12 protein-coding genes are annotated in these 11725 nt (G+C 65.2%); 7 read left to right on the forward strand and 5 right to left on the reverse strand.

The window, feature by feature from the left end:
* Positions 1–1313 (forward strand): 4-hydroxyphenylacetate 3-hydroxylase N-terminal domain-containing protein (locus EN745_RS18655; RefSeq protein ID WP_127421961.1); only part of this gene is annotated, 1313 nt, incomplete at its 5' end.
* Positions 1314–1324: 11 nt separating this feature from the next.
* The gene (locus EN745_RS18660; protein WP_127405548.1) at positions 1325–1834 is read left to right on the forward strand and encodes a flavin reductase; all 510 of its coding nucleotides are present in this window, start codon (positions 1325–1327) and stop codon (positions 1832–1834) included.
* Positions 1835–2006: 172 nt separating this feature from the next.
* Here EN745_RS18660 and hpaR read toward each other — a convergent pair whose 3' ends face one another.
* Positions 2007–2414, reverse strand: a complete 408-nt coding sequence (gene hpaR / locus EN745_RS18665; RefSeq protein ID WP_245487765.1) for a homoprotocatechuate degradation operon regulator HpaR — start codon at positions 2412–2414, stop codon at positions 2007–2009.
* A 213-nt stretch (positions 2415–2627) separates the two neighbouring features.
* Between hpaR and EN745_RS18670 the strand changes: the two genes are divergently transcribed.
* The 5 genes from EN745_RS18670 (at position 2628) to hpaH (ending at position 7471) form a co-directional block, all read left to right on the forward strand.
* Positions 2628–3014, forward strand: coding sequence for a 5-carboxymethyl-2-hydroxymuconate Delta-isomerase (locus tag EN745_RS18670; RefSeq protein ID WP_126056113.1), 387 nt, complete (start codon positions 2628–2630; stop codon positions 3012–3014).
* A gap of 27 nt (positions 3015–3041) precedes the next feature.
* A complete protein-coding gene (hpaE, locus tag EN745_RS18675; protein WP_127421963.1) occupies positions 3042–4559 on the forward strand; it encodes a 5-carboxymethyl-2-hydroxymuconate semialdehyde dehydrogenase in 1518 nt (505 codons plus the stop codon).
* A gap of 14 nt (positions 4560–4573) precedes the next feature.
* Positions 4574–5554 carry a 3,4-dihydroxyphenylacetate 2,3-dioxygenase gene (hpaD, locus tag EN745_RS18680; RefSeq protein ID WP_127421964.1) on the forward strand — a complete coding sequence of 327 codons (981 nt, stop codon included), beginning with the start codon at positions 4574–4576 and terminating at the stop codon, positions 5552–5554.
* 241 nt (positions 5555–5795) lie between these two features.
* A complete protein-coding gene (locus tag EN745_RS18690) occupies positions 5796–6671 on the forward strand; it encodes a fumarylacetoacetate hydrolase family protein (protein ID WP_127421965.1) in 876 nt (291 codons plus the stop codon).
* A complete protein-coding gene (gene hpaH, locus EN745_RS18695; RefSeq protein WP_189347379.1) occupies positions 6668–7471 on the forward strand; it encodes a 2-oxo-hept-4-ene-1,7-dioate hydratase in 804 nt (267 codons plus the stop codon). The genes EN745_RS18690 and hpaH overlap by 4 nt, the downstream gene beginning before the upstream one ends.
* 212 nt (positions 7472–7683) lie before the next feature.
* Here the strand turns inward: hpaH and EN745_RS18700 are convergent, their stop codons facing one another.
* The 4 genes from EN745_RS18700 to EN745_RS18715 form a co-directional block, all read right to left on the reverse strand.
* Positions 7684–8700 (reverse strand): isopenicillin N synthase family oxygenase, encoded by a 1017-nt coding sequence (locus EN745_RS18700; RefSeq protein ID WP_127406507.1) that lies wholly within the window; start codon positions 8698–8700, stop codon positions 7684–7686.
* 158 nt (positions 8701–8858) lie between these two features.
* Positions 8859–9512: a methionine ABC transporter permease gene (locus EN745_RS18705; protein ID WP_126056118.1), complete on the reverse strand. Its 654-nt coding sequence runs from the start codon at positions 9510–9512 to the stop codon at positions 8859–8861.
* Positions 9493–10584 carry a methionine ABC transporter ATP-binding protein gene (locus EN745_RS18710; RefSeq protein ID WP_126056119.1) on the reverse strand — a complete coding sequence of 364 codons (1092 nt, stop codon included), beginning with the start codon at positions 10582–10584 and terminating at the stop codon, positions 9493–9495. Before EN745_RS18710 ends, EN745_RS18705 begins: the two co-directional genes overlap by 20 nt.
* Before the next feature lie 83 nt (positions 10585–10667).
* On the reverse strand, positions 10668–11519 hold the full coding sequence (locus EN745_RS18715; RefSeq protein WP_126056120.1) for a MetQ/NlpA family lipoprotein: 852 nt from the start codon (positions 11517–11519) through the stop codon (positions 10668–10670).
* Between the last annotated feature and the right edge of the window lie 206 nt (positions 11520–11725).

An 11725-nucleotide genomic window follows, 5' to 3' on the forward strand; every position in this document is an offset into this window, starting at 1 on the left:
GCTATACGCATAAATATTTCCGCGTCGCCCATTCCGCCGCCGAGCTTGCCCAGCAGCAGACCGCGATCGCCGACTGGTCGCGCATGTCCTATGGCTGGATGGGGCGCACGCCCGATTACAAGGCGGCGCTGATGAACACGCTCGGCGCCAATGCCGAATGGTACGGCCCGTTCAAGGACAATGCGCTCGCCTGGCACAAACGCGCCCAGGAAGCGGTCCTGTTTATGAACCACGCCATCGTCAATCCGCCGATCGACCGCCACAAGCCGGCCGAGGCCGTGAAGGACGTGTTCGTGCACATCACCAAGGAGAACGATGCCGGCATCTGGGTGTCGGGCGCCAAGGTGGTGGCGACGTCGTCGGCGCTGACCCACTACAATTTCCTGGCGCAAAGCTCGGCGACGGTCACCGAGGACCCATCGCTGTCAGTGATGTTCATCGTGCCGATGAACGCGCCGGGGATAAAGATGTTCTGCCGCGTCTCCTATGAGCAGACGGCGAACACGACCGGCCAGCCTTTCGACTATCCCTTGTCGTCGCGCTTCGACGAGAACGACGCGATCCTGGTGCTGGACAACGTCTTCATCCCTTGGGAGGACGTGCTGGTGCTGCGCGACGCGCAGAAGATCCTGTCCTTCCATCCGGCGTCGGGCTTCATGCACGGCTACTGCTTCCAGGGCTGCACGCGCTTCGCCGTCAAGCTCGACTTCCTCTGCGGCCTGCTCGCCAAGGCGCTGCGCGCTACAGGCGGCGATGCCTTCCGCGGCAACCAGGCAGCACTCGGCGAGGTGATCGCGCTGCGCCACATGTTCTGGAGCTTTTCCAACGCCATGGCACACAACCCGATCCCGTGGGCCAGCGGCGCGGTGCTGCCCAATCTCGAGGCGGCCCTCTCCTACCGCACCTTCATGTCGGAGGCCTATCCGCGCGTCATCGACACGGTGCGCCGGGTGATCGCCTCGGGGCTGATCTACCTGCCGTCCTCGGCCAGGGATTTCGACAATCCGGAGATCGACCGCTACCTCGCGCAATATGTGCGCGGCTCCAACGACATGGGCCATGTCGAGCGCATCAAGATCATGAAGCTGTTGTGGGACGCGACCGGCACCGAATTCGGCGGCCGCCACGCGCTCTACGAGCTCAACTATGCCGGTGCGCCGGAAGAGGTGCGGCTGCAGGTGCTGAAGGGCGCCGAGCGCGGCGGCCGGCTGAAGCAGATGGAGGAGCTGGTCGACCAATGCATGGCCGACTATGACGAGAAGGGCTGGACCGGCGACACCTGGCTGCCGCCGCTTTCAGCTGCGGCGAGCTGAGGAGGCCGGCCATGGAGGCGCAGGTCTCGAGGCTGGAATTCCGTGACGCCATGGCGCGGGTCTGTGCGCCGGTCAACATCGTCACCACGGACGGCCCGGCCGGGCGCGGCGGCTTCACCGCCACCGCCATGTGCAGCGTTTCGGACGATCCGCCGACGCTGCTGGTTTGCATGAACGAGCGCTCGGCGCAGACCGGCCTGTTCCTCGCCAACCAGCGCTTCTGCGTCAACGTGCTGACCCAGTCGCACATGCATTTGGCGGGAAAGTTCGCCGGCGCGATCCGCGACATGGCCGAGCGCTACAATGCGGCGCGCTGGCAGACTATGCCGTCCGGCATGCCGGCGCTGCTCGACGCCATCGTCAGCTTCGACTGCGAGATCGGCGCGGTGAACAAGGTCGGCACGCACAATGTGATGTTCGGCCGCGTCGTCGACATCCGCCACGGCAGCGACAAGGCGGCGCTGCTCTATGTCGGCCGCAACTACATGCAGCCGAGCGCGGTCGGCAGTTTCGGGGGGTGAGGAGCGGCGCCCCCTCACCCGGATTGCCAACCGGAATTGCGAAGGGCAATTCGGGGCAATCCGACCTCTCCCCAAGGGGAGAGGAGATCGCCAGCGCCAGCGCTTGTCTCTTCTCCCCAGCGGGGAGAAGGTGGCCGCGAAGCGGCCGGATGAGGGGGCGCTCGCGCGAAACTCAGCCCTGTTCCGTCGACTCCGACTGGATGAGGCTTTCCAGCATATCCAGCAGCCGCTCATGCTCGGCGGCGCCGTAGCGCTTCTCGATCGCGTCGTAGATGGCGATGCGCTCGGGCGTCAGGTCCTCGATCAGCGCCAGACCAGCCGGGCTGATGGCGAGCAGCGCGCGGCGGCCGTCATCCTTGACCTTGTTGCGGGTGATGAACTCACGTTCCTCCATCGCCTTGATGATGCGGGTCAGGCTTGGCGGCAGGATGGAGGCGCGGTTGGCGAGTTCGGTGGCCTCCAGCGGCCCAGTCTCGGAAAGAACCCGCAGCACGCGCCATTGCTGCTCGGTGATGTCGTGGCGGGCAAGCATCGGCCGGAAATGCGCCATGATCACCTCGCGAGCGCGAAGCAGAGCCATCGGCAGGGAGCGACGAGTGCTCGGTGGTAGCAAAATCAGGTCTCCGAAAAATCCAATCCAGTACGAGTCGCGGTAAATATTAGCACCCCGATCGCAGCTATATCCGCGATTTTACCGGGAGCGGCAATCCCGCCGCCGGGACACAGAGAACGACGCTTGACATTCGATCGTCAAGATGTAATTCACATGTTAATTAAAAGGTGGAGGAAACCTTTGCCCCATATGGCGATCGAATATTCGGCGAATCTCGACGCGAAGGTCGACATGGGCGCGCTTTGCGAGCTGGTCTCGCGGACCATCCTCGAAACCGGCCTGTTCGAACAAGGTGCAGTCCGGGTGCGCGCCTTCCGCGCCGAGGTCTATGCGATTGCCGACCGCCTGCCCGAGAACGGGTTCATCGACATGAACTTCCGTATCGGCAAGGGCCGCAGCGCGGCGGAAAAGAAGAGCGCCGGCGAAGCGATCTTTGCCGCAGTGTCCGAGCATCTGGCGACGCTGTTCGCGACGCCGCATTTCGCGCTGTCGCTGGAGATCCGCGAGATCGACGCCGAACTCAGCTGGAAGAAAAACGCCATCCACCCGCGGCTGCGTGGCAAGTGACTGAGCGCTAGAGAACAGGAAAGACCCATGGCGGCACTGGACGACAATCTGCGCAAGGCCGAGGCTTATCTGGAACGCTTCAGGAAGCATGGCGTGCTCAACCAGATCGGCGGCGAGGCGGTGCCCTCCGCCGACGGCTCGACCTATGAGACGATCTCGCCGATCGACCTGAAGCCGATCGCCACGGTGGCGCGCGGCAAGCCCGCCGACATCGACCGAGCCGCCAGGGCGGCGAAGGCCGCCTTCAAGGAATGGGCGGCGATATCGGGCGATGCCCGCAAGAAGCTGCTGCACAAAATCGCCGACGCCATCGTCGCGCGCGCCGAGGAGATCGCCTTCGTCGAGTGCATGGACACCGGCCAGTCGCTGAAGTTCATGGCCAAGGCGGCATTGCGTGGCGCCGAGAACTTCCGCTTCTATGGCGACCGCGCGCCGGAAGCCCGCGACGGCCAGACGATCCGCGCGCCGAACCAGGTCAACATGACGACGCGGGCGCCGATCGGTCCCGTCGGCGTGATCACGCCGTGGAACACGCCGTTCATGCTGTCGACCTGGAAGATCGCGCCGGCGCTTGCCGCCGGCTGCACCATCGTCCACAAGCCGGCGGAACTGTCGCCGCTGACCGCGCGCCTGCTTGTCGAGATCGCCGAGGAGGCCGGCCTGCCCAAGGGCGTGTGGAACCTCGTCAACGGCTTCGGCGAAGACGCCGGCCGCGCACTGACCGAACACCCCGACATCAAGGCGATCGGCTTCGTCGGCGAGAGCCGCACCGGCTCGATGATCATGCGCCAAGGCGCTGAAACGCTGAAGCGCGTGCATTTCGAGCTTGGCGGCAAGAACCCGGTGATCGTGTTCGCCGACGCCGATCTCGAACGCGCCGCCGACGCCGCGATCTTTATGATCTATTCGCTCAACGGCGAGCGCTGCACCTCATCGTCGCGCCTGCTGGTCGAGGAAGGCATCTACGATAAGTTCACGGCGCTGGTCGCGGAGAAGGCCAAGCGCATCAGGGTCGGCCATCCGCTCGATCCCGAAACCGTGGTCGGTCCGCTGATCCATCCGGTGCATGAGGAAAAGGTCCTGTCCTATATCGATATCGGCAAGTCGGAAGGCGCGGTCGTCGCCACCGGCGGCGGCAAGTTCGACGGCCCGGGCGGCGGCTGCTATGTCAGCCCGACGCTGTTTGTCGGCGCCACCAACAAGATGCGCATCGCCCAGGAAGAGATCTTCGGGCCGGTGCTGACCGCGATCTCGTTCAAGGACGAGGCCGAGGCGCTGGCTCTGGCCAACGACACCCAATACGGCCTGACCGGGTACCTCTGGACCTCCGACGTCACGCGCGCCTTCCGCTTCACCGACGCGCTCGAGGCCGGCATGATCTGGGTGAACTCCGAGAATGTGCGGCATTTGCCGACGCCGTTCGGCGGCGTGAAAAGTTCGGGGATCGGCCGCGACGGCGGCGACTGGTCATTCGATTTCTACATGGAAACCAAGAACATCGCGTTCGCCACGGCGCCGCATTCCATCCAGAAGCTCGGCGGCTGACCGGAGATCCAAAGATGCCCCTGCCCCAACCCAACCTCTACCCGGCTTTCAATATCATTCGGCTTTCGCATGTCGAGCTCGCCGTCACCGATCTGGCGAAGTCCCGCGCGTTCTATGTCGACACGCTCGGCCTGCAGGTGACCGACGAGACCAAGGACGCGATCTACCTGCGCGCGCTGGAAGAACGCGGCCATCACTGCATCGTGCTGCGCAAAGGCGCGGTCGCGGAAGCACGCGACCTCGGCTTCAAGGTCTTTTCCGATGAGGACCTCGACAAGGCCGGGCATTTCTTCAAGGGCAAGGGCCTGCCGGTGGAGTGGGTGGAGCGGCCCTACCAGTCGCGCACCTTCCGCACCCGCGATCCGCACGGCATTCCGCTCGAATTCTACTCCAGGATGGAGCGGCTGCCGCCGATCCATCAGAAATATGCGCTCTACAAAGGCGTGAAGCCGCTGCGCATCGACCACTTCAACTGCTTTTCGCCAAACGTCGATCAATCGGTGGCCTTCTACAACGAGCTCGGCTTTCGCGTGACCGAGTACACCGAGGATGCCGACACGGGGAGGCTGTGGGCCGCCTGGACGCACCGCAAGGGCGGCGTGCACGACATCGCCTTCACCAACGGCCTCGGCCCGCGGCTACACCACGTCGCCTTCTGGGTGCCGACGCCGCTCAACATCATCGACCTGCTCGATTTGATGGCGACCACCGGCTATGTCGGGAACATCGAGCGCGGCCCCGGCCGGCACGGCATCTCCAACGCCTTCTTCCTCTACATCCGCGATCCCGACAACCACCGCATCGAGATCTATTGCTCGGACTACCAGACGGTCGATCCGGATCTGGAGCCGATCAAATGGGACCTCAAGGATCCGCAGCGCCAGACGCTATGGGGCGCGCCGGCGCCGAGGAGCTGGTTCGAGGAAGGCAGCGTGTTTGCCGGCGTGAAGCCGCGTCCGTCTGATCTGGCGGCGTCGCCGATCGTGGCGCCGTAGGGTCTAGTTCAATGGTCGCGTTCCTTCACGCCCCCCTCTGTCCTGCCGGACATCTCCCCCACTTGGGGGGAGATTGGATGTCATCTCTGCCTTCGCCAATTTTCAACGTTGCAAGAAGAGCGCCGACCGCGCGGCCAGCCAATCTCCCCCCTCGTGGGGGAGATGTCCGGCAGGACAGAGGGGGGCGCCGTAGAGCTCGTCGCTTCCGGTTGGCCAGCAGCGATGACCGTGGAGTTTCAGCATGAGCGCGGCGCGCCTCGCCACTTTCACCGTCGGCGGCAGGACGCGCTATGGCGCGATCACCGGCAAGGGCGTCGTCGACCTTTCGGCGCGGCACGGCCAATGGCCGACGCTGCGCGAAGTGATCGAGGCCGGCGCCTTGCTGCGGCTGGCCGAGGAGGCAGACACCTTCGCGCCCGACTTCAAGGTCGAGGACATCGCCTATGAAATCCCGATCCCCTCCCCGGAAAAGATCATCTGCGTCGGCGTCAACTATCCGGACCGCAACGAGGAGTACAAGGACGGGCAGGCGGCGCCCTCGAATCCGTCATTGTTCATCCGCTTCCCGCGTTCCTTCGTCGGCCACGGCGCGTCGCTGGTGCGGCCGCCGGAATCGCCGCAACTCGACTATGAGGGCGAGATCGTCATCGTCATCGGCAAAGGCGGCCGCCGCATCGCCGAGGCCGACGCGCTCGGCCACATCGCGGCGCTGTCGCTGTGCAACGAAGGCACGCTCCGCGACTGGGTGCGCCACGCCAAATTCAACGTCACGCAAGGCAAGAATTTCGACCGTTCCGGTTCGATCGGCCCGTGGCTGGTGCCGTTCACCGACGAGGCACAGATCGCCGACATCTCGCTCACCACCCGCGTCAATGGCGAGGTCCGCCAGCAGGACCGCACCGGCCGCATGATCTTTTCCTTCCGCAAGATCATCGCCTACATCTCCACCTTCACCACGCTGGTGCCCGGCGACATCATCGTCACCGGCACGCCGACCGGCGCCGGCGCCCGCTTCGAGCCGCCGATCTGGCTGAAGCCGGGCGACGTGATCGAGGTCGAGGCGGAAGGTATCGGCCTGCTCAGCAACGGCGTGGTCGACGAGGGAGCTGGCCGATGATGACCGAAGCGCAGGTCGAGGATGCCGCGGCGAGGCTGTACGAGGCCGAGCGCGAGCGCCGGCAGATCCGGCTGCTCAGCCTCGACTTTCCGCAGGCGACGATGGACGACGCCTACCGGGTGCAGGCGGCGCTGGTGAAGCGGAAGGTCGCGTCGGGGCTGGCGATCAAGGGCTGGAAGATCGGCCTGACCTCCAAGGCGATGCAATCGGCGCTCAGCATCGACATCCCGGATTCCGGCATTCTGTTCGACGACATGTTTTTCGAGGAAGGCGGCACGGTTCCGGCCGGCCGCTTCATCCAGCCGCGCATCGAGGCGGAGATCGCTTTCGTCATGAAGGCGCCACTCGCCGGCGCCGACATTTCGATCGACAACGTCTTCGACGCCACCGACTACATCACGCCCGCGCTCGAGATCCTCGACACCCGCATCGAGCGGATGAACAAGGAAAGCGGCAAGATACGCACCTTCTTCGACACGATCTCCGACAATGCCGCCAATGCCGGCATCGTCGTCGGCGACCGCTCGGCCGGGCCGCGCGAGGCGGACCTGCGCTGGATCGGCGCCATCGTGTCGCGCAATGGCGAGGTCGAGGAGACCGGGCTTGGCGCCGGCGTGCTCGACCATCCGGCGAAAGGAATCGCCTGGCTGGCCAACCGTCTGCATCAGTACGGCATGCGCATCTCCGCCGGAGAAGTGGTGCTGTCTGGCTCCTTCATCCGGCCGGTGGAATGCCGGCACGGCGACCAGATAGCCGCCGATTTCGGCCCGTACGGAACCATCCGCCTCGCCTTCGCCTGACAGAACCCATCAGCAAAGAAAAAGGCCGGGCGCGAATGCGGCCCGGCCAAAAATGAAGGTCAAACCTTCAGAGGGGAACACCGTCCGGCGCAATGGGAGGAGAACGCCGAACGATGTGCCGTATGTGGGCTTTGTTGGGCATGTTTGCGACGAACAGAATTCCAAATATGAGCCGAAGCGCGAAAAAATATCGCGCAAGCAGGACCGCGGCCTCAGCCAGCCGCTGCCGTCTCCAGGAGATCGGCATAGTGCCGGCGCGCCACATCCGGGTGGGAACGCAGGCGGCTCTTCAGCACATTGGTTCCGACGTCGCGGAACAGCGGATTGTCGGGATCGCTTGCGGGACCGCGCGCCTCCGCCGCCAGGTCCTCGGGCAGGTCGAGCAGCGGGATCGTCGCGTCAAGCCGGGCGCTGAAGAAGAACGGCACGGAAATGCGCTCGACACCGGACGGCGGCGTAACCACGCGATGGACCGTTGCACGCAGATAGCCGTTCGAGGCCAGTTCGAGCAATTCGCCGATGTTGACCACCAGCGTCTGCGGGATCGGGTCGACATTCACCCAATTGCCACTGTACTCGACTTGCAGCCCCTTGTTCTCGTCCTGCAGCAGCAGGGTCAGGAAGCCGCCATCCTTGTGGGCGCCGACGCCCTGGTCGTCGCCGGTGGCGTCGCGGCCGGGGTAGCGCACGATCTTCATGCGATGGTTGGGTTCGTCGCGATAGATCGCATCGAAGGCGTCTTCCGGCTGGTCGAGCGAGAGCGCGAACGCCTTGAGAAGGCGGATCGCCACCTCGGTCGCCTTGCTCTGCCAGGCAAGCAGCGCCGGTTTCAGCTCCGGCAGGGCGTGCGGCCACTGGTTCGGCCCCTGCAGCCGCGTCCAGGCCGGAACGCCTGGCCCCTGCGCGATCGTCGGCCGCTCGACTCCGATGTCGAGCTGCTCGCGCCAGTCGGCCTTGCCCTTGGTCAGCTCGCCGCCGGCGCGCGTATAGCCGCGGAACTGCGAGGATTTGACCATTTCGATCGCCAGCTTGTCGGCCTCCGGCAAGGCGAAGAACCGCCGCGAGGCATCGAGCACGTCGGAGATTTCAGAAGCCGATATGCCGTGGCCGGAGAGATAGAAGAAGCCGACGTCGCGGGCGGCAGTGCGCAGGTCGAACAGAAACGTCCGCAGTTCCGATGCGCCCTGGTCGAGGCGGTCGAGATCGAGCACGGGGATAATTCGGGCCATGGTCAGGCTCCTTTCGCGGCACTATGCGACCCCGCCCCCACGATGCCATGCGCGCGGCCCTGGCCCAAGCAACGCACGATCCAATCTCGGCGTGAATGACGCAAAGCCGGCGCTGCATTCCGCTGTCGGCGGGCAAAGAACTTCCGGCCCTCCCATCATCAGCGTCGATCCAGCCTGGCGACCAGCCGGTCGCCCACCCACTGGATGCCGCAGACAAGGACGATCAGGACGATGACCACGGCGACCATGACGCTGGTCTCGAAGCGCTGGTAGCCGTAGCGGATGGCGAGATCGCCAAGCCCGCCGGCGCCGATGGCGCCGGCCATGGCCGAGGCGCCGACCAGCGTCACCAGGGTCACCGTGAAGCCGGCGACGATGCTCGGCAGCGCCTCCGGCACCAGCACCTCGCGGATGATCGTCCAGCGGTTGCCGCCCATGGCGCGCGCAGCCTCGATCAGTCCGTGGTCCACCTCGCGCAGCGACACTTCGGCGATGCGCGCGTAGTAGGGCGTGGCGGCGATAGACAGCGGCACGATAGCCGCCCAGGTGCCGATCGAGGTGCCGACGATCAGCCGCGTGACCGGGATCAAGGCGACGAGCAGGATGATGAAGGGAACGGAGCGGAAGCCGTTGATGACCGCAGCGAGGGCGCGGTTTACCCACAGGCTTTCGGCGATGCCGCCGCGATCGGTGGCGACCAGCGCCAGGCCGAGCGGCAGGCCGAAGACCAGCGAGATGAGGCCGGACGCTCCGGTCATCAGCACCGTTTCCCAGGTCGAACGGAGGAGAAGCTCAAACAGAACCGGCGACATGGCCAAGCACCTCCACCCGCGCCTGGCGGGCCTCCAGGAACGCGATCAGTTTCGGCAGTCGATCGGCATCGTTGCCGGGCACCGCGAGGAACAAAGTGCCGACAGGCTGCTGCTGGACATGATCGATACCGCCATGGACGAGGCGAAACGGTCCCGGCACAGCGGTTGCAAGGTCCGACAGGAGCGGACCGCGCGCGGCCTCGCCGGCGACATCGATCCTCAGGATCGTCTCCACGCCAATGCCCGCAGCCATCCGGCTGGCGATCTCATCAGGCAGTTGCGGCCGGATGCCGCCGAGCAGGCTCCTGGTGATCTCGGACCTCGGACCGGCGAAGACCGACCAGACAGGGCCTTCCTCGACGATCCGCCCGGCATCGATCACCGCGACGCGGTCGGCGATCGAGCGGATCACCTCCATCTCGTGGGTGATGAGCAGGATGGTGAGGCCGAGCCGCCGGTTGATGTCCTTGAGCAAAGCGAGGATCGATCGCGTCGTCTCCGGATCGAGCGCCGAGGTCGCCTCGTCGGACAACAACAGCGCGGGGCGCGCGGCAAGCGCCCTGGCAAGGCCGACACGCTGCTTCTGGCCGCCCGACAGCGCGGCCGGATAGGCTTTTGCTTTCTCCGACAGGCCGACGAGTTCCAGCAGTTCAGTCGCGCGCGCCAGACGCTCGGCCCGGGGCCGGCCCTCGATCTTGAGCGGCAGCGCGACATTGTCCTCGACGGTCTTGGCCGAAAGCAGGTTGAAATGCTGGAAGATCATGCCGATGCGGCGGCGCAGCGGCTGCAGTGCGCGCTCGCCGAGCCGGCCGATCTCGCGGCCCTCGATGAACACCGCGCCGGTATCCGGGCGCTCCAGCCCGTTCAGGCAGCGGATCAGCGTCGACTTGCCGGCGCCGCTGCGGCCGATGATGCCCAATATCTCGCCCTTGCGCACCGTCAGCGAGACGCCGTCGAGCGCCGGCGTCACACCGAAGCGGCGTTTCAGGTCGACGAGGCGGACGACATCTTCCCGATCCGCCGGAGGGCCGTGCGCCGGATCGGCCAGTTCGGCCGTGACATGCTGGTTCATCTTTCTTTCCGTTTCAGCGATCCGCAAACGCGATAGCGGCCCGCCGAACAGCGGGCCGCCTGCTGCTGCAAGCCAGGCGCCGATCAATAGGCGCTGATGCCGGTGCCCCTGTAGACCTTGTCGAATTCGGCCTTCACTGTTTCGTTCTGGTAGGAGGCGACCAGCGTCTTCACCCAGGGTTCGTTCTCGCTGCCGGCCTTGACGGCGATGAAGTTGCGGTAGGGATTGTCGGCCACCGGCTCCTGGGCAATGCGGTTGTCGGGACCCAGGCCGCTCTTCAGCGCCCAGTCGGTGTTGACGACGGCCGCGTCGAGATCCTCGACCGAGCGGCCGACGATGCCGGCATCGAGTTCCTTGATGGCGACCTTCTTCGGGTTCTCGGCAATGTCGGCGGTCGTCGCCAGGATGCCGGTGCCGTCCTTCAGCTTGATCACGCCCTCGTTCTGCAGCACATGCAGGGCGCGGCCCTCGTTGGACGGATCGTTGGGCAGGCCGATGACGGCGCCTTCCGGCAGGTCGGCGACCTTGGTGTATTTCTTCGAATAGAGGCCGATCGGCCAGACGCCGGTATAGCCGACGGGGACGATGTGATAGCCTTGCGTCTTGATCTGGTTGTCGAGATAGGGCTTGTGCTGGAAAGCGTTGGCGTCGATCTCGCCGCGTTCCAGCGCCTCGTTGGGCTGCGTGTAGTCGTTGAAGACGACCGTTTCGATGGTCAGGCCTTTCTCGGCCGCCTGGGCGACGACGACGCGCCAGACATCTTCATCCTCGCCGCTGATGATGCCGACCTTGATCGCCTTCTTGTCCTCGGCGAAAGAAGGCGTCGGCGCGGCCAGGCCGACAACGGCAAGCGCCGAGGCAAGAAGCGCCGCAAGTCCAGCGCGCCTGGTGATTGACGTAGCGAGAGTTTTTGAAGCGTTGCCGCGTTCGGACATGGTTCTTTCCTTGCGATCCTGAAATCGTTTCGGCTTGGCGGGATGCGAAGCCTTGATACCAGCATCGGCAATGTCGCCCGATTGGGCAAAGAACCGCTTTTCTTCTCAAGAACCTGGCAGGAAATATTCTCTCAAAGATTTCACGACAGCGAGCACGCCCGCCGGGGTGCGGGTGAGCGGCGAGAGGCGCCGCCTGGAATCGGCGG

The sequence above is a fragment of the Mesorhizobium sp. M4A.F.Ca.ET.022.05.2.1 genome (genome assembly GCF_003998845.1).
Lineage (GTDB): Bacteria > Pseudomonadota > Alphaproteobacteria > Rhizobiales > Rhizobiaceae > Mesorhizobium.